The 24,856-nt window shown below is 62.9% G+C and carries 28 protein-coding genes; 20 read left to right on the top strand and 8 right to left on the bottom strand.

What is annotated here, in order from left to right; all coding sequences use genetic code 11:
* Positions 1–6: 6 nt before the first annotated feature.
* From ACT6VE_RS29550 to ACT6VE_RS29560, 3 genes are read right to left on the bottom strand one after another with little or no spacing between them, the layout of a single operon-like run.
* A complete protein-coding gene (locus ACT6VE_RS29550) occupies positions 7–561 on the bottom strand; it encodes a hypothetical protein (protein WP_444801832.1) in 555 nt (184 codons plus the stop codon).
* On the bottom strand, positions 558–1,586 hold the full coding sequence (locus tag ACT6VE_RS29555; RefSeq protein ID WP_444801833.1) for an SAM-dependent methyltransferase: 1,029 nt from the start codon (positions 1,584–1,586) through the stop codon (positions 558–560). The genes ACT6VE_RS29550 and ACT6VE_RS29555 overlap by 4 nt, the downstream gene beginning before the upstream one ends.
* Before the next feature lie 2 nt (positions 1,587–1,588).
* On the bottom strand, positions 1,589–2,389 hold the full coding sequence (locus ACT6VE_RS29560) for a DUF1295 domain-containing protein (RefSeq protein ID WP_444801834.1): 801 nt from the start codon (positions 2,387–2,389) through the stop codon (positions 1,589–1,591).
* Between the two features lie 178 nt (positions 2,390–2,567).
* Here ACT6VE_RS29560 and ACT6VE_RS29565 point away from each other — a divergent pair, with 178 nt between their 5' ends.
* The 6 genes from ACT6VE_RS29565 to ACT6VE_RS29590 all read left to right on the top strand — a co-directional run bounded on the left by ACT6VE_RS29565 (position 2,568) and on the right by ACT6VE_RS29590 (position 7,184).
* On the top strand, positions 2,568–3,953 hold the full coding sequence (locus tag ACT6VE_RS29565) for an NAD(P)/FAD-dependent oxidoreductase (RefSeq protein ID WP_444801835.1): 1,386 nt from the start codon (positions 2,568–2,570) through the stop codon (positions 3,951–3,953).
* Positions 3,950–4,783 carry a DUF1365 domain-containing protein gene (locus ACT6VE_RS29570; RefSeq protein WP_444801836.1) on the top strand — a complete coding sequence of 278 codons (834 nt, stop codon included), beginning with the start codon at positions 3,950–3,952 and terminating at the stop codon, positions 4,781–4,783. The genes ACT6VE_RS29565 and ACT6VE_RS29570 overlap by 4 nt, the downstream gene beginning before the upstream one ends.
* Entirely contained in the window at positions 4,770–6,002 is a 1,233-nt protein-coding gene (locus tag ACT6VE_RS29575; protein ID WP_444801837.1) for a class I SAM-dependent methyltransferase, read from the top strand. Before ACT6VE_RS29570 ends, ACT6VE_RS29575 begins: the two co-directional genes overlap by 14 nt.
* A gap of 21 nt (positions 6,003–6,023) precedes the next feature.
* Entirely contained in the window at positions 6,024–6,395 is a 372-nt protein-coding gene (locus tag ACT6VE_RS29580; RefSeq protein WP_444801838.1) for a DUF2147 domain-containing protein, read from the top strand.
* Positions 6,396–6,422: 27 nt separating this feature from the next.
* Positions 6,423–6,842 carry a DUF2177 family protein gene (locus ACT6VE_RS29585; protein ID WP_444801839.1) on the top strand — a complete coding sequence of 140 codons (420 nt, stop codon included), beginning with the start codon at positions 6,423–6,425 and terminating at the stop codon, positions 6,840–6,842.
* A 120-nt stretch (positions 6,843–6,962) separates the two neighbouring features.
* Positions 6,963–7,184 carry a sigma factor gene (locus tag ACT6VE_RS29590; protein WP_444801840.1) on the top strand — a complete coding sequence of 74 codons (222 nt, stop codon included), beginning with the start codon at positions 6,963–6,965 and terminating at the stop codon, positions 7,182–7,184.
* Positions 7,185–7,496: 312 nt separating this feature from the next.
* Here the strand turns inward: ACT6VE_RS29590 and ACT6VE_RS29595 are convergent, their stop codons facing one another.
* Together ACT6VE_RS29595 and ACT6VE_RS29600 are read right to left on the bottom strand one after the other, a co-directional pair.
* Complete coding sequence (locus ACT6VE_RS29595; RefSeq protein WP_444801841.1) at positions 7,497–8,090, bottom strand: UbiX family flavin prenyltransferase; 594 nt, start codon at positions 8,088–8,090, stop codon at positions 7,497–7,499.
* Positions 8,087–9,598 (bottom strand): UbiD family decarboxylase, encoded by a 1,512-nt coding sequence (locus tag ACT6VE_RS29600; RefSeq protein WP_444801842.1) that lies wholly within the window; start codon positions 9,596–9,598, stop codon positions 8,087–8,089. The genes ACT6VE_RS29595 and ACT6VE_RS29600 overlap by 4 nt, the downstream gene beginning before the upstream one ends.
* Positions 9,599–9,706: 108 nt before the next feature.
* Here ACT6VE_RS29600 and ubiT point away from each other — a divergent pair, with 108 nt between their 5' ends.
* Genes ubiT through ubiV form a run of 3 tightly spaced genes read left to right on the top strand, consistent with a single transcriptional unit; the run spans position 9,707 to position 12,125 of the window.
* The gene (gene ubiT, locus ACT6VE_RS29605; protein ID WP_444801843.1) at positions 9,707–10,213 is read left to right on the top strand and encodes a ubiquinone anaerobic biosynthesis accessory factor UbiT; all 507 of its coding nucleotides are present in this window, start codon (positions 9,707–9,709) and stop codon (positions 10,211–10,213) included.
* Positions 10,204–11,181: a ubiquinone anaerobic biosynthesis protein UbiU gene (ubiU, locus tag ACT6VE_RS29610; protein WP_444801844.1), complete on the top strand. Its 978-nt coding sequence runs from the start codon at positions 10,204–10,206 to the stop codon at positions 11,179–11,181. Before ubiT ends, ubiU begins: the two co-directional genes overlap by 10 nt.
* Positions 11,182–11,189: 8 nt before the next feature.
* The gene (ubiV, locus tag ACT6VE_RS29615; RefSeq protein ID WP_444801845.1) at positions 11,190–12,125 is read left to right on the top strand and encodes a ubiquinone anaerobic biosynthesis protein UbiV; all 936 of its coding nucleotides are present in this window, start codon (positions 11,190–11,192) and stop codon (positions 12,123–12,125) included.
* A gap of 124 nt (positions 12,126–12,249) precedes the next feature.
* On the opposite strand, the gene ACT6VE_RS29620 is transcribed toward ubiV, so the two are convergent.
* Positions 12,250–12,405, bottom strand: coding sequence for a hypothetical protein (locus ACT6VE_RS29620; protein ID WP_444801846.1), 156 nt, complete (start codon positions 12,403–12,405; stop codon positions 12,250–12,252).
* 100 nt (positions 12,406–12,505) lie between these two features.
* Here ACT6VE_RS29620 and ACT6VE_RS29625 point away from each other — a divergent pair, with 100 nt between their 5' ends.
* The 6 genes from ACT6VE_RS29625 to ACT6VE_RS29650 all read left to right on the top strand — a co-directional run bounded on the left by ACT6VE_RS29625 (position 12,506) and on the right by ACT6VE_RS29650 (position 18,099).
* Complete coding sequence (locus tag ACT6VE_RS29625) at positions 12,506–13,060, top strand: cytochrome c oxidase subunit 3 (RefSeq protein WP_444801847.1); 555 nt, start codon at positions 12,506–12,508, stop codon at positions 13,058–13,060.
* A 6-nt stretch (positions 13,061–13,066) separates the two neighbouring features.
* Positions 13,067–13,342, top strand: a complete 276-nt coding sequence (locus ACT6VE_RS29630; protein WP_444801848.1) for a cytochrome C oxidase subunit IV family protein — start codon at positions 13,067–13,069, stop codon at positions 13,340–13,342.
* Positions 13,343–13,497: 155 nt separating this feature from the next.
* Positions 13,498–13,950 (top strand): c-type cytochrome, encoded by a 453-nt coding sequence (locus tag ACT6VE_RS29635; protein ID WP_444801849.1) that lies wholly within the window; start codon positions 13,498–13,500, stop codon positions 13,948–13,950.
* A gap of 24 nt (positions 13,951–13,974) precedes the next feature.
* A complete protein-coding gene (locus tag ACT6VE_RS29640; RefSeq protein ID WP_444801850.1) occupies positions 13,975–15,321 on the top strand; it encodes a cbb3-type cytochrome c oxidase subunit I in 1,347 nt (448 codons plus the stop codon).
* Between the two features lie 66 nt (positions 15,322–15,387).
* Positions 15,388–16,191, top strand: coding sequence for a CbbQ/NirQ/NorQ/GpvN family protein (locus ACT6VE_RS29645; RefSeq protein ID WP_444801851.1), 804 nt, complete (start codon positions 15,388–15,390; stop codon positions 16,189–16,191).
* Positions 16,192–16,200: 9 nt separating this feature from the next.
* The gene (locus ACT6VE_RS29650) at positions 16,201–18,099 is read left to right on the top strand and encodes a nitric oxide reductase activation protein NorD (protein ID WP_444801852.1); all 1,899 of its coding nucleotides are present in this window, start codon (positions 16,201–16,203) and stop codon (positions 18,097–18,099) included.
* 73 nt (positions 18,100–18,172) lie between these two features.
* Here ACT6VE_RS29650 and hemN read toward each other — a convergent pair whose 3' ends face one another.
* On the bottom strand, positions 18,173–19,525 hold the full coding sequence (hemN, locus tag ACT6VE_RS29655) for an oxygen-independent coproporphyrinogen III oxidase (RefSeq protein ID WP_444801853.1): 1,353 nt from the start codon (positions 19,523–19,525) through the stop codon (positions 18,173–18,175).
* A gap of 226 nt (positions 19,526–19,751) precedes the next feature.
* Here hemN and ACT6VE_RS29660 point away from each other — a divergent pair, with 226 nt between their 5' ends.
* From ACT6VE_RS29660 to ACT6VE_RS29675, 4 genes are read left to right on the top strand one after another with little or no spacing between them, the layout of a single operon-like run.
* Positions 19,752–20,030: a DUF2249 domain-containing protein gene (locus ACT6VE_RS29660; RefSeq protein WP_444801854.1), complete on the top strand. Its 279-nt coding sequence runs from the start codon at positions 19,752–19,754 to the stop codon at positions 20,028–20,030.
* A gap of 27 nt (positions 20,031–20,057) precedes the next feature.
* Entirely contained in the window at positions 20,058–21,410 is a 1,353-nt protein-coding gene (locus tag ACT6VE_RS29665; RefSeq protein WP_444801855.1) for a hypothetical protein, read from the top strand.
* A 2-nt stretch (positions 21,411–21,412) separates the two neighbouring features.
* Positions 21,413–21,934, top strand: a complete 522-nt coding sequence (locus tag ACT6VE_RS29670) for a DUF2249 domain-containing protein (RefSeq protein WP_444801856.1) — start codon at positions 21,413–21,415, stop codon at positions 21,932–21,934.
* Positions 21,935–21,938: 4 nt separating this feature from the next.
* A complete protein-coding gene (locus ACT6VE_RS29675; RefSeq protein ID WP_069062210.1) occupies positions 21,939–22,238 on the top strand; it encodes a metal-sulfur cluster assembly factor in 300 nt (99 codons plus the stop codon).
* Positions 22,239–22,276: 38 nt separating this feature from the next.
* Here the strand turns inward: ACT6VE_RS29675 and ACT6VE_RS29680 are convergent, their stop codons facing one another.
* On the bottom strand, positions 22,277–23,491 hold the full coding sequence (locus tag ACT6VE_RS29680; RefSeq protein ID WP_444801857.1) for an NnrS family protein: 1,215 nt from the start codon (positions 23,489–23,491) through the stop codon (positions 22,277–22,279).
* Between the two features lie 213 nt (positions 23,492–23,704).
* On the opposite strand from ACT6VE_RS29680, the gene nirK reads away from it, so the two are divergent.
* Positions 23,705–24,847, top strand: a complete 1,143-nt coding sequence (nirK, locus tag ACT6VE_RS29685) for a copper-containing nitrite reductase (protein WP_444801858.1) — start codon at positions 23,705–23,707, stop codon at positions 24,845–24,847.
* The last annotated feature ends 9 nt before the right edge of the window (positions 24,848–24,856 follow it).

The following is a 24,856-nucleotide window of genomic DNA, read 5'->3' on the forward strand; positions in this document are numbered from 1 at the left end:
GGTCTCTTAACGAAGATTTCCCGGATCGGGTTCGCCGGAGCGGACGATCCCGGCAAAACGAAGGGCGATGAAGGTCGTCAGACTTGCGACCGCGAAGGCGTTGAGGTTCAGCAAGATCGATAAGCCACTCCCTTTCCATGCGTGGAGCGGCATGCCGATCCAGTTTCGGGAAAACACGAAAATCACGAATACGAAGACGGCCGCGCCGCGCTGCCACCATAACTCGTCGGCCCGGAACGAGAGCGCCACAAGCAGGATGCAGGCGGCCAAGAACAGCTCCGTGCCAGAAGCCGGTCCAAAAAGCTTCGTTTCGAATAGGGTATCGAGTGTGCCGACAAGGGGGAGGGCGACACGAGCTGCCAAACTGGAACGCGGCGCCAGGAAGGGTATCGCCAGGAAGAACGGCGCGGCGACAAGTGAGCCGAGCGCTGCCGAGACGCCATCGCCGACAAGATACCAGACATAGAGCGGATAGAACGGTTTGTTCAGGACGATCACCCAGGCCACCGTGACGGTTGCTTGGGTCAGTGGGTCGAGTGGGGCGCGCTTCGCCCCGGTCACGGCGCCGGCGCCAGCAGGTAGTGGCCAACGCCCCAGACGTCGCCATTGTCGTGGCCGAAGAGGCCCGCGGTCGACAGGAAGAACAGCCGCCAGCGGCGCAACCACAGAGAGGCGTCCTTGCCGTAGACCTGGCGGAAAATGGGTTGGATGCGATCGATGTTGCGGTCGAAATTCGAAAGCCAGTCGCGTGCGGTTCGTCGATAGTGGGTGCCGGACCAACGCCACTCGTTTTCGACCTGGAAGAGATCGCCGAAGCGATGGGGCAAATCATGTGCCGGCATGATCCCGCCGGTAAAGAAGTAAAGGGCAATCCAGTCTGCTGGATCGTCGTGGTCGAAGCGGTAGGAGCGGTCCTTATGGGTGAATACATGCAGGAAAAGCCTGCCGTCCGGCTTCACCCAACCCCGCGCACGCTTCAGAAGCGTCCTCCAGTTCGACATGTGCTCGAACATTTCGACCGAGACCACCCGATCGAACCGAAACTCCGTCGTGAAGTCGTTCATGTCGGCCGTGATGACTTCGAGATTGGACAGACCGTCCTGTCGCATGCGGTCGAGAATATATGCGCGTTGCGAGGCCGAGTTGGAGACCGAGGTGATTCGCGACTTCGGAAATTGGCGCGCGAGATAGAGTGACAACGATCCCCAGCCGCATCCCAGTTCGAGGATGCTCATGCCGTCTTCGATAGCAGCATGCTGGACTGTCTGCGAAAGCGCGTTGGTTTCCGCCTCCGCCAGTGTCGTGTCCGTGGTCGAATAAAGACAGCAGGAGTATTTGCGCTGCGGGCCGAGTGCGAGGGCGAAAAACTCCGCCGGCACCTCATAGTGCTGGCGATTGGCATCGTGCGTATGGGTCGCTACGGGAAATTTCCCCATGGTCTCTACGAAGGCGTGCTCCGTTTGGGCTGATGTCGCAGCGAGTTTGCGCTTGGTACGGCCGCACAGGAAATCGATGCCGGCAAGCGTCATGCCGTCGGTGAGCGGCGCGCGCTCGGCGGTACTGATGGCGAAGGCCAGCATGTTCACGGCTATTCTCCTTGATGAGTGGGTTCGGATTTTCGGGGGCCGGGAAAGAAGGCGTTGACGCGAGCTTGAAGGGCGCGGAACTTGTCGCCGCGCGAGCGCAGCATGTGTTCCTCGAGCGGCGGAATACCGGAGATGTGCACCAGCAGCCAATACATCAGGAGCGGCGCGAGCATCGACAGCCAACTCCACGCCGAAAGGTTCAGCGCAAACAGCGGCCAGCAACACCAAAATAGCCACTCGAAGAAGTAATTAGGGTGCCGGGAATAGCGCCACAGCCCTGTTTCGCAGACGTTGGTCTTCGCCTGCAGGGTCTTGCGGAATCGCGAGAGTTGCCAGTCTGAGACGGCCTCTCCGGCAAGCGCCACGAGCGCGACCATTGTCGCGAGACCGTCGATGAACCGGGGAAAGGGGGCGTCGTTTGCGGCGGCGAGATAAACGGCAAGCACCAGGATAAACGCCGCAACGGCCTGGATCTGCAGGAAGAGAAAGAGCCGCCACGCGGCGCTGTCGCCCCAGTCCTCGATAATTTTTGCATATCGCGGATCTTCACCACGAGCTCTGGTGCGCGACCCGATATGGCCAGCGAGCCGCAGCGACCAGGTTGCGATGAGGAACAAGACGGCCATGCGCCGGTCAAAATTGCCATCGGCAAAGAGTGCCGCGAATATGCCGCCGCCACCGACCGCGAAAGACCAGATCGTATCGATCCAGCCGCTCGCACCTGTGGCGCGCTGGATGCCCCAGGCGATCGACATGGCAAGCGACAGCCAGAGTGCGATGACGACCAGAAGAGTCAAGTCCATCCTGTTCCTCGATCAGCTCCAAATGTAATCCTACAGTCTGGTACGGCGCCGAAGGCGTTTCAGTTTCGGCAGGCCCTCAAGAATCTCGAAAATTTTTCGCACATCGCGAAACTAACCCGAAGCACCTCTCGTAATGCGCAGATGGAGCATCTGAACCGGCGAGGACGAGAGGGTTTGCATGGCATTTTATGAGCGCGCTGCTGGCGGAAGGCACCTGAAAATCGCAGTCGTGGGAAGCGGTATTTCCGGCCTCTCGGCTGCCTGGCTACTGTCGCAGAGACATGATGTGTCCGTCTATGAAGCAGCGAACCGCGTTGGCGGCCATAGCAATACGGTTGAGTTCGAGAGCTCGAACGGCCGCTTCGCGGTTGATACCGGTTTCATCGTCTATAACGAGGCGACCTATCCGAACCTGACCGCCTTGTTCCGCACGCTCGACGTGCCAACGGCCGCTTCCAACATGTCTTTTGCGGTCTCGCTAAACGAGGGCGCCTTCGAGTACTCCGGTGGCACCGGCCTCGGACTGTTTGCGCAGAAATCCAATCTCGTCAAACCGCGCTTCTGGTCAATGATACGCGATATTCTGCGGTTTTATCGCAGCGCACCGCGTGATCTTGCAATGATGGGCGGCATTTCGCTCGACGATTACTTGACGCGCAACGGCTATGGCCGAGCCTTTCGCGACGATCACCTCTATCCGATGGCGGCGGCGATCTGGTCGACACCAGCCATGCAGGTAGGCGCCTATCCGGCAGCCGGCTTCGTGAACTTCTGCTGCAATCACGGGCTTCTCGAACTTTGGGACCGCCCCGTCTGGCGTACGGTGAACGGCGGCAGCAGGGAATATGTGACGCGGATGATCCACCGGTTCGCCGACCGCATCCGTCTTTCGACACCGGTGGAGGCGATCCGTCGCCAGCCCGGATCCGTGGAGATCCGCGATGCGCATGGCGGCGTGTCGGTCTTCGACGACGTGGTGATCGCGACCCATGCGGATCAGGCACTGCGTATGCTCGGCGATGCGAGCGACGAAGAGCGTCGTATTCTCGGCGCCTTCCGCTACTCGCGCAACGAAGCCGTGCTGCACGGCGATACGACCCTGATGCCAAAGCGGCGGCCAGCCTGGTCGAGCTGGAACTATGTCGCCGATACACGCGCAGATGCCGGGATCGGTCCGGCGCAGCCGTCAATCACTTACTGGATGAACCGGCTGCAGCCGCTTGGAGCAGCACCGCCGACTTTCGTAACCCTCAATCCCCGTCGTGCGCCGCGCGAAGAAACTGTTATTCGGCGCGAGGTCTATGATCATCCGGTGTTTGACCTTGTCACCGATCGGGCGCAGCACGAGGTATGGTCGCTGCAGGGCGTGCGCAATACCTGGTTCTGTGGCGCGCATCTCGGCTCCGGCTTTCATGAGGATGGTATTCAGGCAGGCTTGGCAGTCGCCGAGGATCTTGGCGGTGTGGGTCGGCCTTGGCAGGTGGATCAGGAGAGCGCCCGCATCGTCCGCAAGCCGCTGAGCAAGCCGGCCGAACGACCGATACCACTGGAGGTTCTGGCATGACGGGGCAACTGCAGTCGGCCCTGTTTCCGGGGCATGTGACGCATGTGCGGCTGAAGCCCAAACGGCATAGTCTCGGCTATCGGATTTATTCACTCCTGATCGATCTCGACGAACTCGAGACGCTCGATCGTCGGCTCAAACTGTTTTCCGTCGATCGCTTCAATCTGTTCTCGTTTCGCCGCAAGGACCGCGGCGATCGGTCGGGGGCCGATCTCAAGGGGCAGGTGGAGAGCGCCATGCAGGTAGTGGGCGTCGAGCCGGATGGCGGTCCCATCCGCCTGCTGACGATGCCACGGCTGCTGGGTTGGGCCTTCAATCCGCTGAGCGTTTTCTTCTGCTACGGCAAGGATGGCGTCTTGCGGGCGATCCTCTGGGAAGTGGATAACACGTTCGGCGAGCGCCACGGCTACATGATTCCAGTCGAGAGAGACGCTGGCGAAGAAATCCTGCAGCGCTGCGACAAGGTATTCTATGTTTCGCCGTTCATGGACCTGGATCTGCGCTACGAATTTCGGGTCCGTGCTCCGACCGAAAGTCTTTCGATCCGCATCGATGCGTTCGACGTTCAAGGGCTGATGCTGACGGCACGGCATCTCGCGAAGCGGACGGAACTGTCGGATGCCGTCCTGCTGAGAGTGTTCTTCACCATTCCATTTCTGACGATCAGGGTCGTTGGTGGCATCCATTGGGAGGCGCTGAAGATTTGGTTGAAAGGCATTCGTCTGCGCTTACGCCCGAAACCGCCGGAGGATCCTGTTTCCTTCGTCCGCTGCGATCTGATCGATGAGAAACTATCACCTCCGAAAGTCGAAATTGATGAGCCAGCTTGACGATATCTCCCGAATAACGCCTGCCGTCCCAGTTCGCTCGCAACGGCTGAGCTTTGGTGCCAGGCTTCTGGCGCGTCTGATTGGTGACATACGCTTCGGCCGCCTGAGGGTTGTGCTGCCGTCCGGGGCGACGATTGAAAGAAGAGGTTCGGAGCACGGTCCAGACGCCATGATCGTTGTGCGGAACTGGCGCATGGTGCGTCGCCTCTTCACGGCCGGCGATATCGGTTTTGCCGAGGGCTTTCTGAAAGAAGAGTGGACAACCCCGGACCTCACGGCGGTCATCCGGTTTGCCGCTCGCAACAGCAAGGCGCTCTCGTCGGCAATCGAAGGAAATCTGCTGATGCGCTTCGTCCATCGGATAAGCCATCTGCTGAACGCCAATACCAGGAAAGGAAGCCGGCGCAATATCGAGGCGCACTACGATCTCGGCAATAGCTTCTACAAGGAATGGCTCGATCCGACGATGCTCTATTCCTCGGCGATCTATGACGAGACGACGCCGACTCTCGAAGCCGCCCAACAAAACCGGCTCGACCGGATTGGCAAAAAGCTGGCCCTTAAGGGCGGCGAAAGCGTGCTGGAAATTGGATGTGGTTGGGGAGCGCTGGCTGTCGAGCTTGCCACCAAGTCGAATTCAAACGTCCTCGGGATCACCTTGTCTCCCTCGCAACTGGCATGGGCGCAGGATCTCGCGGCTAAAAGTGGTCTGGCCGAAAATATCAAGCTGCGACTTCAGGACTACCGGGACACGGATGGCCGATACGACCGTATCGTGTCGATCGAGATGTTCGAGGCAGTCGGCGAGGCCTATTGGCGGGGTTACTTCGACACTTTGAAACGTTGCCTGAAGCATGACGGGCGCGCCGTGCTGCAGATCATCTCGATCGAGGAGAGGCGATTCGAGTCCTATCGCGGTAGTACCGATTTTATCCAGAAATACATCTTTCCCGGCGGTTTCCTGCCATCGGACAAGGCACTTAAACAGGCGATCTCAACCGCCGGGCTCAAGCTTGCCGAAGTCGAGCATTTCGGAAAATCCTATGCCAGAACGCTGGCCGACTGGCGGTTCCGCTTCCATGCCAACTGGCCGGCGATCGAAGCTCAGGGCTTCGACGAGCGCTTCAAGCGGCTCTGGCATTATTACCTTTGCTACTGCGAGGCCGGGTTCGAGGAGGGAAGCATCGATGTTGGACTTTACACGGTCGAGCATGCGTAGGCCTCTCAAAGGAGAATGGAGATGAAGTTTCTCACTCTGACAGTTACAGTTGTCGCGCTTGGTTATGTCGGCATCGCGAAGGCCGCTGATATCGACGGTCAATGGGCGCGAGGCGACGGAAATGCCAGGGTTATGATCGCGCCCTGCGGGTCCGACCTCTGCGCGGTGAATACCTGGATCAAACCGGGGACAGCCAAAGAAAAGGAAGGCGACAAGCTGGTCATGACGATCAAGCCAAGCGCCGAAGGTGCTTATTCCGGGAAGGCCTACGATCCGCAGCGTGACATAACCTACAAGCTCACCGTGACCATCGATGGTGACAAGATGATTACCCGCGGCTGCATCGTGGCTGGCCTCCTTTGCAAGGGCATCGATTGGACGCGGATCCACTGACACGGTTCAGGACGTTAGGAGCATACTATGAAGACGTACGCGGTCGCATATTTCGCTACACTCATTGTTTTCGCTGCGATCGACTTTGTCTGGTTGAGCACCATGGCTGACCGCCTTTACCGTCCGGTTCTCGGTGACATGCTCGCCGCTGAGTTCAGTCTCATCCCGGCTATAGCCTTCTATTTTATATATGCTGGCGGACTGACCTATCTTGCCGTGAGAAGTGGCTTGATGTCCGGTTCGCTTGCGACGGCTCTGCTTCATGGCGCGGCGGTTGGCTTCACCGCATACGCCACATACGACCTGACCAATCAATCTACGCTTAAGAACTGGTCGACCCTCCTGACAATCGCTGATTTGGTCTGGGGAACGGTTCTTTCTGCGATTGCCGCCGGGGCAGGTTTTTGGATCACGCGGCGGATTACAGGATCTCATAACCAGACATGACTAGCCTATCGCGTAGACCCACTGCGCAGTTGGCTCAAGGCTCGGACATCACGGACGCTGCAGATGTCAGGGATTTCAACGATCGATCTTTATAAGAGGCGGGTGGCAGGACTACTCTCAATGCACAGCGACGACATCGCAGGCCTGGTCAATCGTATCGCCATCGGAGATCGCGCGGCTTTCGTGTCGCTTTACGAATCGACCAGTCCGAAACGAATGGGCATATGCCTGCGCATTCTGAGCAACCGCGGTGACGCGGAAGAAGCATTGCACGAAATCTACATCAAGGTCTGGCAACGCGCACGGACCTTCTCGGTCTGCCCAAGCTCCACTTCCGCTTAGCTTTCCGCGATCGCACGCGATCACGCTATCAGCCTAATCCGCGTCCGCAAGCCAATTTCTGAAGATTGCTCTGATCCCCAAAAGCGGTCCTGTTTTTGGGGATCAGATCATACACGATCGATTGGATCGGAAGCATCGGCTTAAAATGGCTTTGTGTGCCCTCTCACGACGGCCTGTTTCTAACGACCAGGAATTCCCGGCGTTAAACGGACGGCGGGCAGTTCGCGAAACGCTTGCGATGCGGACTACTGACGCAAGATGCGTAGTCTCGGCTTCGCAGCAGTTTATAAGCCATCGCGCCGGTCCTGGCGCTCACCCTTCAAGGCCTTGAAGCGTTCCTGGCCAGCTCTTCGAAAGCGGCGAACAAGACAACTCGAGAAGGTCGATCGCGCGGGTGGCGAGGTGGTCCACGATCTCAGCGACGGATTGCGGAAGATGGTAGAAGGCCGGCACGGGAGGCATGATGATCGCCCCCATTTCGGTGACAGCACACATATTGCGCAGATGCCCCAGATGGAGCGGCGTCTCGCGGGTCATGAGCACCAGCCGGCGGCGCTCCTTCAACTGCACGTCTGCTGCGCGCGCCAGAAGCGTGTCCGTGCGGCCTGTCGCAATCGCAGAAAGCGTCTGCATGGAACAGGGCGCGACGATCATGCCATGGACCGGAAAGGAGCCGCTGGCAATCGACGTCCCGATGTCGTCGTTCGGATGATGGTGATGGACGAGGGACTGAAGTCGTTCCAACGCGGTCGGGTCGCATTCCAGGTCGAGTGTGCGTCGCGCGGCATCGGAGACGACAAGATGCGTCTCGATATCCGGGAGTGCGGCAAGCAATTCGACGATGCGCATGCCGAGTGCGGCACCGGACGCGCCGGATATGCCGACGATGACGCGCGCAATGTTCATGGCGCAATACCCTCAACGCCGAGGGAGGCCCAGAGACCGTCGATACGGGCGGTGACGTCCGGTGACATCGCCAGGACCCGGCCCCATTCGCGGTCCGTTTCGGTGCCGATCTTTGTGGTGGCGTCGAGACCGAGCTTGCCGCCGAGACCAGCCTTTGGAGAGGCGAAATCGAGATAGTCGATCGGGGTGTTCTCGACGCACATCAGATCGCGGCTCGCGTCGAAGCGGGTGGAGAGCGCCCAGATCACGTCTTCCCAGCGTCTGACGTCGATATCGTCGTCCACCGCGATGATCAGCTTGGTATAGGTGAACTGCGGCAGCATGGACCAGAGGCCCATCATCACCCTCCGCGCCTGGCCGGGATACCGTTTGTTCATCGAGACGACCATGGCGCGGTAGGAGCACGCTTCAGGCGGCAGCCGGAGGTCATGGATTTCCGGAAATTGCCGTTTCACCAGCGGCACGAAGAGTTCGTTCATGGCCTCGCCGAGCCGCGACGGCTCGTCCGGCGGGCGGCCGGTATGGGTGGAGAGATAGAGCGGGTTTTTGCGCATGGTGATCGCCGAAAGCGTCATCACCGGAAAGCGTTCGACGGCATTGTAGTAGCCGGTATGGTCACCGTAGGGACCTTCTTCGGCCTCCTCGGTGGCCGAAACCATGCCTTCGAGCACGATTTCCGCACTGGCAGGCACCGGCACGGGAACGCTCACGCCCAGCGCTGTTTCCTGCCGCCGCCCGCCCAGCACGCCAGCAAAACTCAGTTCGCTCAAACCGTCCGGTAGTGGCATCACCGCAGAGAGGATCGTTGCCGGATCGGCACCGATGACCACCGCAACCGGCATGTCGCGTCCAAGCGCCTGCCAGAGGCGGTGGTGACGGGCGCCGCCACGGTGCGCCAGCCAGCGCATGATCAGCCGGTTCCGGCCGAGTTTTTGCATACGGTAAATGCCGACATTGACGTCGCTCGGATCCTCCGGTGCACGCGTGATGACAAGCGGCCATGTGACGAGCGGCGCCGGTTCGCCCGGCCAGCAGGTCTGGATGGGCAGGCGGTCGAGATCGACTTGATCCTCCCGCCAGACGATTTGCTGGCAGGGTGGGCGCCGTGTCTCGCGCGGGTTCATCGAGAGCGCGGCCTTGAGATGCGGCAGTTTGTGCCACGCATCGCGCAGCGAGCGCGGCGGCCGCGGATCGCGCAGATCGGCGAGGAAGTGCGCAAGACGCGGCAGGCCACCGGCTTCGAGCCCGAAACCCCATTCGATGCGCTCGCGGGTTCCAAACAGGTTTGCGAGGAGAGGGATCGGCTGGGTGCGCCCTTCCGCATCGACCGGGCGCTCGAAGAGAAGTGCAGGCCCTTCATCTGCCAGCACGCGGCGGTGGATTTCCGTCACCTCGTGGACGAGAGAAACAGGCTCTGCAATGCGCTTCAGCCGTGCGCGTCGCTCCAGGAGCGCCACGAAATCCTGCAGGCTGTCGTAACGGCGGGGAATGGCGGCATCGGCTTTCATGCCGCTCCTTTGCCGGGGAAAATTGTCGTGGTCTTTGAGCTGGCGCAAACTCCGCAAGCGCAAGGCTCCCTAGGTTCCGGTCATTCGTTTCTCGCCGGGGTCCTGTTCATGTCGTTTCTTCCTCCCTTTCTCGCAAAACCCGCCGATATAGCGCCGATCTGGCTGGTCGAGCGGATGGCGCGCCTCGTCTTTTCCGGGGTTCTGAGGGCTCATCCCGGCCTCTTCGAACGGCTAGGTCCGTACCAGCAGGTCCGCTATGGTTTTTCGCCGACTGACCTGCCGCTGCATTTCATCGTAGTCCCGCAAAAGCGTTCGCTCAGCGTGTCGCGAGGCCAGGCGCCATCGGCGGATGCCCGCATTGGCGGACCGCTCGTGTTGCTGCTGGGGCTTCTCGAAGGGCGATGCGATGCTGACGCGCTGTTCTTTTCGCGCGACCTTTCGGTGACGGGCGATATGGAGGCCATGCTGGCGCTGCGCAATGCGCTCGATGACAGCGCGATCGACCTGCCAAGCGAACTCGGCGCGCTGGCCGGGCCGTTTTCGCCGCTGGTTTCTGCTATCGCGCGATATGTCCGCGCCAAGACCCTCGAAGGGAGGGTCCCTGCATGGAACTGATCTGTCCGGCCGGCACGCCTTCCGCCTTCCGCGAGGCGGTGGAGGCCGGAGCCGATGCCGTCTACTGCGGCTTTCGCGATGAGACCAATGCCCGCAATTTCCCCGGCCTCAATTTCAGCCGCGAGGAACTGCGCCAGTCCATAGGACTTGCCCGCGGCAGGCGGGTGCAGACCTTCGTCGCGCTCAACACCTTCATGCGGGCGGGCGATGAGGCGCTTTGGTATCGGGCGGCAGACGATGCGGTGGCGATCGGCGCCGACGCGCTGATCCTCGCGGATTTCGGCCTGATGGCCTATGTGGCGGAGAAGTATCCGGAACAGCGATTGCACGTCTCCGTCCAGGCTTCGGCCTCGAATGCCGATGCGATCCGCTTTCTCATCGAGGCTTTTGGCGCCAGGCGCGTCGTGCTGCCACGCGTGCTGACCGTGCAGGACATTGCCCGGTTGACGCGGCAGATCGCCTGCGAGGTGGAGGTCTTCGCCTTCGGCGGGCTCTGCGTGATGGCGGAGGGGCGCTGTTCGCTCTCCTCCTACGCCACCGGCAAATCGCCCAACATGAATGGCGTCTGCTCGCCGGCTAGCCATGTGCGCTACCGGCAGGACGGCGCGGACCTCGTCTCGGAACTCGGCGCCTACACGATCAACCGTTTCGGCCCCGGTGAAGCCTCCGGCTACCCGACGCTATGCAAGGGGCGTTTCGCGATTGGCGACGTGGAAGGCTACGCCTTCGAGGATCCGGTCTCGCTCGATGTCATCGATGAGATCGATGCGCTCCGGGCGGCCGGCGTCTGCGCGCTTAAGATCGAGGGGCGACAGCGCGGCAAGGCCTACGTCGCCGAGGTAGTGTCTTCGCTGAAGAGGGCGCTCACCGCGGGGCCGGCAGAGCGGGCCGCGCTGGTGGCCCGGTTGCGCGCAATGAGCGAAGGCCAGCGCACCACGACGGGCGCCTATGACAAGCGCTGGCGATAGGAGCCGACATGTCGAAGACCAACAAACCGGCTCTCAGCCTCGGACCGGTCTACTTCCTGTGGAACGGGCCGAAATGGCGTGACTTCTACTTCCGCATCGCCGACGAGGCGGACGTTGCCCATGTGACGCTGGGTGAGACCGTCTGCTCCAAGCGCCAGCATTTCAGCGAGCCGCATGTCGCAGAGGTCGTCGAGCGGCTGGAAGCGGCTGGCAAACGGGTGACGTTCTCCACGCTCGCCATGGTGACGCTGGAGCGGGAAAGCCGGTATGTCCGTGATCTCATCCGCGACAGCGCCCACCCGGTCGAGGCGAACGATCTTTCTGCACTTGGCCTCGTCAAGGACCGACCGCATGCGATCGGCCCGCTGGTCAATGTCTACAATGCCGCAACGGCGCGCCTGCTTGCGGCGCGTGGCGCAGACAACATCTGCCTGCCACCGGAGCTGCCGGCGGGTTCCATCCTGCAGATTCTGGCCGCGATGCCGGGCTTCTCCTTCGAGATTTTTGCGTTCGGCCGCATGCCGCTCGCCATTTCCGCCCGCTGCGCCCATGCCCGCTCAAAGGGACTGACGAAAGACAATTGCCAGTTCATCTGCGGCGAGGAGCCGGACGGCCTGCCGCTGCGCACCCTCGATCGCCAATCCTTCTTCGTGTTGAACGGCGTGCAGACTATGTCGAATAGCTGTGCCGTGCTTCTCGATGATCTAGCGCCGCTGGTGGAGGCGGGACTTTCGCGTGTCCGGCTCTCCCCGCAGGATTGCGACATGGTTGCGGTGGCCGGCGTTTACCGTGCGGTCCTCGATGGCAGAATGGACGGCGCGGAGGCGATTGCGGGCCTGTCGAGCATCTATCCGGGCGTGCGCTTCTCGAACGGTTTTCTGCACCAGCAGGAAGGAGCTGCCTGGGTGTCGCGCGGGCGCAACACGGCAATCGGGCACGGTTGAGCCGCTGGTTCAGGCGAAAATGGTGCGCGCGTCGATCGTCGGCGCGGCCTTCACCATGAGGGAAGGCTCTTCGGCAACCTGTCGATACTGGCGGCATCAAGGCTCGGTTCGCTCATGGTGTTTCCTATTGGCCGAAGAACAGCACGGCAGCGATGACGATCGACGCGCCGACGGCGGAAAGCGTGCCCGCGCCCTGCAGGACGCCCATGCGATAGAGCATCATGGCAAAGCCGGCGATGACCGGGGCTGCGACGACGAGGCCGAACTGTGCATCCGTCATGGAAGGATCCTTTCGTTTCACCGCCATTCTGCCGCGCCGGCCGCCGCTACTCTTTGTGCCGGCGCAAAGAAGCCTGCGGCTCCCGACGCTACGAAAGGCCATGGCGACGATAGACGACGTGGACACCACAGGCAGGAAGGCGGAGAGCGGAGGCGACGATTCCTTGCTGCTCTGGATTCTGGTGTGGAGCGAGTTGGCCGCCTTCGGCGCACTGCTCATCGCCTTCATGGTGATGACGGTGACGGATGTCGGGAGCGCATCGCTTCTGCGCTCTCATCTCCATCCGGGGCTCGCCGCGCTCAACACGGTACTTCTCGTCTTCAGCGGCTGGCAGGCGGCGCTCGCTGTTCGCTCGGGCGACAGCGCGGCGCGCCGGCCACTCATGTTTGCCGCGCTGTCTGGCTTTGCCTTCGTGCTGATCAAGCTGGTCGAATACACAGTTGAGGTTCGCTCCGGCATCGGCACGGCTGGCACGCTCGCGGAACTCTATTTTCTCGTCACCGGCTTTCATCTGCTGCATGTGCTTTTCGGCGCCGGCATTCTCTTGCTTGTTGCCTGGCGGCCATCGCGGGCGAACGTTGTGATGATCGCCACGCTCTGGCATGCGATTGACCTCATCTGGCTCGTTATGTTCCCCATCGTCTATCTCGGTTGAGGCTCCATGACCCGACAGGCTCGCGAACAGTTTAATGCTATCCTCGCCCTGCTGTTGACGCTCGCCGCCGGCGGCGCCTTCGTCGGCGGGCTGAGCGGCGGGCTGCTGGTGCCGACCATCGCCGTACTCGTCATGGCTTATGCGAAGAGCCGCATCGTCATCCTCGATTTCATGGAACTGCGCGCTGCTAGCGGCGTCACGCGGTCCGCGCTGCTGGCCTGGCCGGCGTCCCTGCTCTTGCTTGCACTCACCCGCGCGGTCGCCGTCACGCTCATCGGCTGACGAACCGCCTCGTTCTTTGCCAATGCGCAAAGAAGGCTTTTTCCCCGACGCTAGAACCCAAGACGTCCCGCACTGCCGGCGAGGGGCTCGCCGGCAAGCCAGTCGGCGGGTTTGGCGCCGGGCTCGGGGAGTTTCGGCAAGGAAAGGACCAGGGGATGGCAGAGCGCCTAACCAAGACCGGGGCCCGCAATGTCTTCTATGGCGGGTCCATCTTCTTCTTCGCGATCTTCGTGGGGCTTACGGCCCACTCTCACTACTACATACGCACCACCTCCACCGACGAGACGACGCTGACCGACAGCGTCGCGCGGGGAAAACACGTCTGGGAAAAGAACGCCTGTATCAACTGCCACACGTTGCTTGGCGAAGGCGCCTATTTCGCGCCCGAGCTCGGTAATGTGTGGAAGCGCTACGGCGGCGTCGATGACCCGCAAGGCGCGCGCGAGGCCTTGAAGGCCTGGATGGCTGCCCAGCCGAGCGGGGCGGAGGGCCGGCGGCAGATGCCGCAGTTCAACCTAACCGAACAGGAACTCAATGATCTGGCCGATTTCCTCGAATGGACGAGCCGGATCCTGACCCAGAACTGGCCGCCGAACGATGCCGGCTGACCGACAAGCGCCCAGGAGAAAGATATGAAATATCAAACGCAAAAGGTCGCGATGCTGTATTTTTACGGCGCGCTCGGCCTGTTCCTTGCCCAGGTGCTCTTCGGGGTTCTCGCCGGCACGATCTACGTGCTGCCGAACGTGCTGTCCGAGCTTCTGCCCTTCAACATCGTGCGAATGATCCACACCAATGCGCTCGTCGTCTGGCTGCTCATGGGCTTCATGGGCGCGACCTACTACATGATCCCGGAGGAGACCGAGACGGAGCTTTACAGCCCGAAGCTCGCCGTCCTGCAGTTCTGGATGTTCTTCATCGCGGCCGGTCTGACGGTCGTCGGCTACATGTTCCGCATCCACGAGGGCCGTGAATTCCTCGAACAGACCTTCATCGCCAAGGTCGGCATCGTCGTGGTGGTGCTGATGTTCCTGTTCAACATCACCATGACGGCGCTGAAGGGCCGCAAGACCACGGTCATCAACATCCTGCTTTTCGGTCTCTGGGGCCTCGCGCTCTTCTTCCTGTTCGCCTTCTACAACCCCATCAACCTGGCGCTCGACAAGATGTACTGGTGGTACGTCATCCACCTCTGGGTCGAGGGCGTCTGGGAGCTGATCATGGCCTCCGTGCTCGCCTTTCTGATGATCAAGCTCAACGGCATCGACCGCGAGGTCGTGGAAAAGTGGCTTTATGTCATCGTCGGCCTGGCACTCTTCTCGGGCATTCTCGGCACCGGCCACCACTATTACTGGATCGGCGCGCCGGGCTACTGGCAGTGGATCGGTTCGCTGTTTTCGACGCTGGAAGTAGCCCCCTTCTTCACCATGGTCATCTTCACCTTCGTGATGACCTGGAAGGCCGGCCGCAACCATCCGAACAAGGCGGCCCTGCTCTGGTCGATCGGCTGCTCGGTCATGGCTTTCTTCGGCGCCGGTGTGTGGGGCTTCCTGCACACGCTCTCGTCGGTGAACTACTACAGCCATGGCACGCAGATGACTGCCGCGCACGGACACCTCGCCTTCTTCGGCGCCTATGTGATGCTGAACCTCGCCATGATGGCCTTTGCCATCCCGGAGATCCGCGGCCGTCAGCCCTACAACCAGTGGCTCTCGATCGTCAGCTTCTGGATCATGTGCACCGCCATGTCGGTCATGACCTTCGCGCTCACCTTCGCTGGCGTCGTGCAGATCCACCTCCAGCGCGTGCTCGGCGAAAGCTTCATGGACGTGCAGGACCAGCTGGCGCTGTTCTACTGGGTCCGCCTCGGCTCGGGCGTGGTCGTGCTCGTCTCGGCACTCATGTTCATCTGGGCGGTGCTGGTCCCCGGCCGTGAGCGTACCGACAGCCTTACCCGTATGGTCCAACCCGCCGAGTGAGTGCTGGCCGGCCCCGTCATCCCGCGGGGCCGGCACCTTTCTTCCTCTATAGACTTGGAGACCGACATGAACGTGATGCTCAAGGCCGCCCATGCCGAGATTCCCGCCTACAGCCCTTCCGGCAACGAATGCGCCCTCTTCGAAAAGGCGTGGATGCGCCAGCTGCCACTCTTGCTGAAAGGCCCGACGGGCTGCGGCAAGACCCGTTTCGTCAGCCATATGGCCGCAAAGCTAGGCCTGCCGCTGTCGACCGTCTCCTGCCACGACGATCTCTCGGCTGCCGACCTCACCGGCCGCTACCTGCTGAAGGGCGGCGATACGGTCTGGGTCGACGGTCCGCTGACGCGGGCGGTGCGCGAGGGCGGGGTCTGCTATCTCGATGAGATCGTGGAAGCCCGCAAGGACGTCGCCGTCGTGCTGCATCCGCTCACCGACGACCGGCGCATCCTTCCGCTGGAGCGCACCGGCGAGGTGCTGGAAGCGCCGCCCGGCTTCATGCTCGTCGTCTCCTACAATCCCGGCTACCAGAACCTCCTGAAGGCGCTGAAACCCTCCACCCGCCAGCGTTTCGTCGCCATCGCGTTCGACTTCCTGCCCAAGGCAGCTGAGATTGCCGTCGTCGCCACGGAAAGCGGGCTGGACGAGGCGCGTGTCACGCCGCTGGTCGCGCTGGCGCATCGGCTGCGCGCGCTGAAGGGGCATGACCTCGAAGAGGGCGTCTCGACGCGCCTGCTGGTCTATTGCGCCTGCCTTATCGACAGCGGCATGAGCGCGCGCGAGGCTGTGCGGGCCGCGATGATCGAGCCCTTGACCGACGAGCCGGATGTGCGTGCCGCCCTCCTCGAAATCGCCGATGCGATGATCCGGTGAGGTTTTGTCATGCTGGATTTTCTGGAGCTTGAGGAAACCGTCGGTCGGGCCTGGCACCGACTGGTCGGCAATACTGGCAGCTGGCCGCGTCATCCAGACCAGGCGGTGCGGCTGGAGGATGTCCGCCCGGTTCTCGCCGTCTGCTTTCGGGGCTTCGGCGGGGAGGGGGCGGTGCAGATCGCACCTGCGCGCGGGCGCACCTTGACGCACCGCCTGCGGTTGCGCCAGCGCGTGGGGCTCGGCGAGGAGAAGCTGGTGCAGCCCGGTCGCGACCATGCGACTGTCATGCTGCCCGGCGCAATCGACCTGTTCCCGGATCGTGCGCTTAACCGCGATCTCTATGTCTGGCTCGCCGCCGCCATGGCCCTGATGCCGCTGGAACCGATCGCGGAAAGTGACCCGCTGCTGCGCGACCTCGACATTCTCCAGCGCGCGGAAGCGACGGCGAAAGCCGTGCTCGAGGACTTTCCCGGCCTCGCAAGGCGCTACCGCCGCCTTTGCGCCGCCGCCTTGGAAGCGCGCCAGCCCCGGCCGCTTCCCTCCATCGAGCACCATGTCGAGAACCGCATCCTGAGCCTTCTGCGCAAAGGCGCAGGCCTCTCGGACAACACCATGCCGGTGATCTTCCCGCACTGCGCGCCGGCCGGCTATCTACCCATGTTGCCCGTGCCGCTCTGGCCGGATGCGCTCCTGCGCGAAGAGGGCGAAGGGCGCGGCGAGGAGGACCAGCCGGTGAGCGGAGGCACGCCCGAGACGCCGGAGACCGGGCGCCATGTGGCGCTGCGCGAGAAGGCGGAGAACCGCAAGAGCGAACGCAGTCCCTTCATGCTCAACCGCTTCGAGAAGATCCTGGCGATGGCCGAGATGGTCAATGTCGACCGTCCCGGCGACGATAGCGACGACCACGATGCCTCTGCGGCCGACGAGCTCGACGACATGACGCTCGGCGAGCGCAAGGGCCGCCCCGCCGCGCGCTTCCGCTTCGATCTCGACCTGCCGCCAGAAGCACTCGACCGCACCCGGCTGACAGGCGAATTCACCTATCCCGAATGGGATTATCGCACCGCGACCTACCTGCCGGACCAGTGCCGGGTGCTCGCTTCGCCGGCGCCGGATACGGCCGCCGTGCCGGAGCCCGATGCCGATACAAAAAGCCTTATCCGCCGCGTGCGCCGGCAATTCGAAGTGCTGCGGCCACGTCATGAAATGCTGCGCGCGCAGCTCGACGGTGCAGAGCTCGATCTGGATGCGGTGGTGCGGGCGCGCAGCGACCTTGCCGCCGGGGGGCAGGGCAGCGACCGCATCCATCTGATGAGCCGGCCGCAGGCGCATGACCTCGCCGTCACCATCCTCGTGGATGTCTCGCTCTCCACCGACGCCTGGTTCGACAACCGCCGGGTGCTCGACGTGGAGAAGGAGGCGCTGCTGGTGCTCTCCCACGGCCTCGCCGCCTGCGGCGACAGCCATTCGATCCTCACCTTCACCTCGCGTCGCCGCTCCTGGGTGCGCGTCGAGACGGTCAAGGATTTCGGCGAGCCGATGGGCCATGGCGTGGAGGCACGCATCGCCGCGCTCAAGCCGGGCTTCTATACCCGAATCGGCCCGGCGATCCGCCATGCGGCGGCGAAGCTACGCGAACAGCCGAACCGCCGGAAACTCCTATTGATCCTCACGGACGGCAAGCCGAACGATGTCGATCACTACGAGGGCCGGTTCGCGCTGGAGGACAGTCGTCGCGCTGTTAACGAGGCGCGGCGCACGGGCTTCAGCGTGTTCGGCGTGACGGTCGACCGGGAGGCGCAGGCCTATGTGCCCGCCATCTTCGGTCGCAACGGCTATGCCATCGTCAGCAATATCGCCCGGCTGCCTGCGGCGCTGCCGGCGATCTATCGCGGTCTCGTGGGATAGAGGACACGGGAGTTGCGAGAAAGGCCCGGCGTGCCGCACCACGCCGGGCCTTTTGCTTTCTCGATTTGTGGTTTCAGGCAGCCTTGCTGTGCGTGCGTGCCGACTGGTCGATATAGGCATCGAAGGCGGCGGCGACCGCGCGGATGATGAAGCGGTGATCCTGCCGCACCGTGACCGTGCCGCCCCGGATGTCGATCGCACCGTCTTCGGCAAGCGCCGCCAGCCGGGCATTGCCTTGCAGGAGCGGGGCCGCATCAAAGCCGTGCCGGGCGCCAATAGTGGTAATGTCGGCGCAGAAGTCGCACATCAGCCGCTCGATGATATCGGCACGCAACCGGTCCTCTGCGGTCAGCCGATAACCCTTGACGGTGGCGAGGCGGCCCGAGGCGATGCGCTGGGCGTAAAGTCCCGGTGGCACCTCGTTCTGGATGTAGCCTGCCGGCGTACGGCCGATGGCCGACGCGCCGAAGCCGATCAGCGTTTCGCAGGCATCCATCGTATAGCCCTGGAAATTGCGACGCAGCCGGCCGCGCTTTGCAGCGATAGCGAGATCATCGCTCGGGAGCGCATAGTGATCGAGGCCGATGCGGATATAGCCGGCTGCAACGAGCGTTTCGGCAATCGCCTCCGCCTGCTCGGCGCGTGCCGAGGCATCCGGCAGCGCGCGCTCATCGATCAGCCGCTGGTGTTTCTTGAACGAGGGGATGTGGGCATAGCCGAAGACGGCGAAACGCTCCGGCCGCATGGCGACCGCCGCCTTCGTCGTGTCGATGCAGGACTGGACCGTCTGGTGCGGCAGGCCGTAGATGAGATCGAAGTTGATGCCGCTGACGCCTGCTATGCGCAGCCGCGTCACGGCCTCGGCGGTCTGCGCCTCGCTCTGCATGCGGTTGATAGCTTTCTGCACGACGGGATCGAAACTCTGCACGCCGAGGCTGGCGCGGGTGACGCCCGCTTCGCCGAGCGCCGCCGCCATTTCCGCCGTCAGCGTGCGCGGATCGATCTCCACGGCGATCTCCGCTCCTGCGACGAGGCCGAAACGGGCGTGCAGCAGACCGATCAGGTCGCGGAACTCTTGCGGCTTCATGATCGTCGGCGTGCCGCCGCCGAAATGGATGTGCCTGACCTTGATGCGGTTTTCCACGCGCTCTGAAACGAGGCCTATCTCCTTTCGCAGCATGTCGATGTAGTCGAGGATCGGTGCGTCTCGCTGGGTGATGGTGGTGTGACAGCCGCAGTACCAGCACATGGACCGGCAGAAGGGGATGTGAAGGTAGAGCGAGGCGTTCGTGCCCGGCTTGATGGCGGAGAGCCAGTCGCCATAGGTGCCGGCGCCGACGGTGGGCGAGAAACCAGGCGCTGTCGGATAGCTCGTATAGCGCGGCAGTCGCGCTTCGCCGTATTTCTCGATCAGGTCCTGTCGCATGGGCTTTCCTCTGTCTGGATGGTCGATTGAGGAAAACCTAGGGCTGGGACGGATGGGCTTCTTTGCGCAAAGCCAAGCACCAGGTGCTGTGGTCCGCATTTCCGGTTTTGTTTGCGGTTGATCAAAGTGACGGGAAGGTCGTGCGGCTAGCGTCAGGCGGTTCCGGTCGAGTCGGGCCGTGCCTTCCGGAACAGGATCGGAGCGGCCGGGACGGAAACACCAGACCATGTCAGACCACCAGGAAAAACCCGCCATCGACGTCCGTACCGTTCCGCCGCGCGAGCGTCACCCGCGCATCTTCGGCATGCTCGGCGCATTGCTGCCCGGCAAATCCATGCTGATCACCAGCGACCACGACCCACGCCCGCTGCACTACCAGCTCGAAACGAATTTTCCCGGACAGTTCGGCTGGGATTATCTGGAAGAGGGCCCGGCCGTCTGGCGCGTCGAGATCGACCGGCTCGAAGATGGTGGCTGCGACTGCTGCTGCGGTGCGGACCATTAGAACTGGACGCGGCGAGGGAGAAACGACATGCCGGGCGCCACGCTCTCTCGCTGGACCATGTCCTATTTCGCCGCCGCCTGTCTGATGCTGGTCGCGGGGCAGGGCCTGATGGTTGCCGGCTACGGCTATCCGGATGCGGCTGTCGGTGCGCCGGAGACGCTGGTGGTCGTCCATGTCATCGCGATCGGTTGGCTGAGCCTATTGATGGCGGGCGCGCTGCTGCAATTCGTGCCGGTTCTCATCGCCCGCCCCCTCGTCGGCGGGCGTTTTGCCGCGCCGGCACTGGTTCTGCTTGTCGGTGGCCTTGCGTTTCTCGCCGGCGGGTTCGTTGCGCTTTCCGGTGCGCTGGACCTGCCGCTCCTTCTGTTGCCGCTTGGCGGCAGCCTGCTTTTCGGTGGTTTTGGTCTTGTCGCCGGCATTCTTGCCGTGACGCTTTGTGCCGCGCGTCCCCTGCCACTGCCGGCTCGCTTCGTCGCGACGGGGCTCGTTTCCCTCGTCGGCGCAATCCTGCTCGGTGCCAGCTTTACCCTGGTGCTGTCGGGCTCCAGCGAAAACACGCTGCTGGCCCGGCTGGTCGCGGATGGTGTGGAGTTGCATGCGGTGCTCGGTCTTGGCGGCTGGCTGAGTATCACCGCGGCCGGCGTCAGCTATCGTCTGCTTGCCATGTTTTTGCTGTCGCCCGAGGCGGAGCGGCGGACAAGCCGTGCCGTCTGGTGGCTGGCAAGCGTTGTGATCGGGCTCGCCGTCGCCTGTGTTCCGCTTGTGCTGTTTGCGCTTGCCGGCGCGGACCTGCTGTTTGCGGCTGCGCTGCTGCTGACATTGGTGGCCGCGTTGCTTTACGGCGGCGATGTTCTTGACATCTACCACGCACGCAAACGCAGGCAGGCCGAACTGAACATCCGCGCGGCTTTTCCCGCCTTCGTCGCGCTTGCCGTCGCTGCTGCCCTCGTCAATGTACCCGCAATCCGAACGGGTGAGGCGGTGATGGCACTGTCCTACCTCTTCGTCTTTGGTTGGCTGACCGGCCTCGGGCTTGCCCAACTCTACAAGATCGTCGCTTTCCTCACCTGGCTGGAAGCCTATGGCCCGGTGCTCGGCCGGGCGCCGGTACCGCGTGTGCAGGACCTCGTCGACGAGACCCGCGCGCGTATTGTGTTCTGGATCTATTACGGCGCTGTGGCGGCGGCGACGCTTGCGCTTTTCGCGGGCACGCCCGTTCTTTTTCGCGGTGCCGTCTGCCTGCAGCTTGCCGCCACGCTGGCGTTGATGCGCGAGTTCATCCGCGCCCGCCGGCTTTCTGTCGTGCCGCTGGCGCTCCGTGCACCACCCGGCATGATACGGCCACACCTCTTTCTGCCCCTATCCGCTTCAAGGAGATGACCATGTCCGACATTTCAACCGAGATCGCGCCGAAGGTGCTCGACGTGCGGCCGGTCCTGCGCAGCGGCGGAGAGCCGTTCCAGGCGATCATGGAGGCGGTGCAGGAGCTTCGTCCCGGGCAGGGCCTGAAACTCCTCGCCACGTTTCGGCCGCAGCCGCTGTTTCGCGTCATGGCGAGCCGGGGCTTCGATCATCAGGTACGCGAGGTCGAGGACGGCGACTGGGAGGTGCTGTTCACACCGCAGACGGATGCGGCACCGGTCGAAATCTCCGCCGATGCCGAACGTCCCGAGACCTGGCCGGATCCGGTCCGGCATCTCGATCTTACCGATCTCGGCCCGCCGGAGCCCATGGTGCGCATCCTGGCGGTCGCGGAAGAGCTGGCGCCGGGCGAGGTACTCTTCGCACTGCTGTCCCGAGAGCCGCTGTTCCTTTTCCCGGAACTGACGAAGCGCGGCCACCAGTGGGCCGGCAATTTCGACGAAACGGGCTCGGCCTACCGCATCCTCGTGCGGAAGGGCTGAAGCGATGGGCGACGGAGAGAAAGCAAGGCTTGCCGACGATATCCGCGATGCCCTGCGCATGATCATCGACCCCGAGATCGGCCGTAACATCGTCGATCTCGGGCTGATCTATGCGGTGGATGTGGAGGATGGCGGCATTGCCCGTGTCACCATGACCACGACGACACGCGGCTGCCCGGCCGGCGACTATCTCAAGGAGGCTGTCGGCAACTGCGTCTGGTATGTGCCGGGCGTAGAATATGCGGAGGTGCACATGACCTACGAGCCGCCCTGGACGCCGGAGATGATGACGGAAGCATTTTGAAGAGAACGGCCCGGAGAGAAAACTCCGGGCCGTTTGATTCAGAGCGGCGTGCGGCGCTTGCGGGCGAGGATCGGCGCATATTCCAGGCAGAACAGGCTGAAGGCCGCGATCCAGAGGAGGCCGGCGGCGGCGTAGATCTGCGGGCTGGCAGCAGGCAAGATTTCTCCAAGCGGGCGCACCAGCGCGCACAGGATCAGCGCGGCATAGGAGGTGACGGTGAGGCGCGAGGCGGTTAGCGCACGACCGGTATGGCCAAGGCTCGCCCGCGTCATCACCGCCAGCATCATGCCGGCGATAGCACCGACCGAAAGGAGGTGCAGTACGGCTCGCTCTTCCAGGTAGCCGAGGGCGCTGACGCCGATGGCCGCGAAGCCGAGCGGCACGAAGGCATAGGCGACGTGGAGCACGGCGATCAGTTTTTCCGGCCTCGTCGTCCAGCCGCGCCAGCGATGGAGGCGGATGCAGTGCAGGGCGGCGACTGCAAGGCCGAGCCCCGCCGTCGCCGGGTGCTCGGGTGCGACCGTCCAGGCGGCAAGAGCGCAGATGCCGCCGATGATGGCGACGCTGTCGAAGTGATTGTAGGGCACGGGGAAATCCGTGCGGCCGGACTTGTTCAGCCAGTTGCGCGTGAAGCTCGGCAGGATGCGGCCGCCAACGATCATCACCAGCATGACATAGGCGGAGACCGCAAGGCGGATCGCAAGGCGGTCATGCTCGCCATCGATGGCTGCCACGTGGAAGAGGCCGTTTGCGAGTGACAGCGCCAGCAGGCCGGCAAGCACCTTCAGGTCCTTCCACTTGCGCCCCGCCACGATCTCGCGCGTGCAGATGGCAAGGAGTGCAGGCAGGAAGAGGCCGTCGATGACCGCCGCCGGCACCACGCCGATCTGCTCGGTGGCAAGCAGGGCGACGCGGCCGGCGCACCACAGGGCGAAAAGCCCGCCAAGCGGCCAGCCGGATACGGGCAGGCGTCCCGTCCAGTTCGGCACGGCCGTCAACAGAAAGCCGGCGAGCACCGCGGAGGCGAAGCCGAACAGCATTTCGTGCGCGTGCCAGTTGGGCGCGCCATATTCGCGGGCAAGATCCATGCGGCCGGTGATCGCGGCGATCCAGAATGCCATCGCCACGATGGCCCAGACGCCGCCGCCGAGAAAGAACGGCCGGAAGCCGTAGGAAAACAGAACCGGGCCGGTGCGGGAAAGGCCCCGCGGGACGGCGCGGCTGACGCGCGCTGCGGGTTGGCTGGCGGTCATGATCGTCTCGTTCCTTTGCAATTGTCAGCTTGTTCTAGGGCAGATGCGCGGCGCCTTCTTTGCGAGATGGCAAAGAGCAAATCAGCCTCTGCCAAAATGCCGCATCGGCCGGAAAGGCCTGTTTGTCCCATCACAAACAGGTCGGCGCGAATGCTCCTAGAACAGAGAGGACAGGGCGAAACACCGCTCCGTTCTTTCAAAAAGGAGACAGCAATGACCGAGCAGTTTCAGATGACACGCCGCACCATTCTCGGCGGAGCCGCCTTTGCCGGCGTCCTGACGCCGATCATTGCGGCGTCGATGGCGCGAGCGGAAGGCGGCGCGATCGAGACCAATGCGGGCGGGACCGCAGCCGATGTCGCCAAGCTCGAAAGGGTGAAGATCGAACTGGTAAAGCCGCCCTTCGTGCACGCCCATAGCCAGAAAGCCGAGGGAGGACCGAAGGTCTACGAATTCACCATGACGATCGAGGAGAAGAAGATGATCCTCGACGACAAGGGCACGGAAGTGCACGCCATGACCTTCAACGGTTCGGTTCCCGGCCCGCTGATGGTCGTGCACCAGGGCGACTATGTCGAGCTGACGCTGATCAACCCCGATACCAATGAGCTGCAGCACAATATCGATTTCCACTCGGCGACGGGTGCGCTTGGTGGCGGTGCGCTGACCGTGGTCAATCCCGGTGAGCGCACGGTACTGCGCTTCAAGGCCACCAAGGCAGGCGTCTTCGTCTACCACTGTGCACCTCCCGGCATGGTGCCGTGGCACGTCACCTCGGGCATGAACGGCGCGATCATGGTGCTGCCGCGCGAAGGCCTGACCGATGGGCACGGCAAGGAGCTGACCTATGACCACGTCTACTATGTCGGCGAGCAGGATTTTTACGTGCCGCGCGACGCACAGGGAAACTACAAGAAATATCCCAGCGTCGGCGAGGCCTATGCCGACACGCTGGAGGTCATGCGCACGCTGACCCCCAGCCACATCGTCTTCAACGGCGCCGTCGGCGCGCTGACCGGCGACAATGCACTGAAGGCCAAGGTGGGCGAGAAAGTGCTGATTGTGCATTCGCAGGCCAACCGCGACACCCGTCCGCACCTCATCGGCGGGCATGGCGACTATGTCTGGGCGACCGGCAAGTTTCACAATGTGCCGGATGTCGACCAGGAAACCTGGTTCATTCCGGGCGGCACGGCAGGCGCTGCCTACTACACCTTCCAGCAGCCCGGCATCTACGCCTATGTGAACCACAACCTCATCGAGGCCTTCGAACTGGGCGCCGCCGGTCACTTCGCCGTCACCGGCGACTGGAACGACGACCTGATGACCTCGGTCACGCCGCCAAGCGGCACCTGACACAGTCCG

This window comes from Shinella sp. (genome assembly GCF_052438155.1).
Taxonomy (GTDB): domain Bacteria; phylum Pseudomonadota; class Alphaproteobacteria; order Rhizobiales; family Rhizobiaceae; genus Shinella.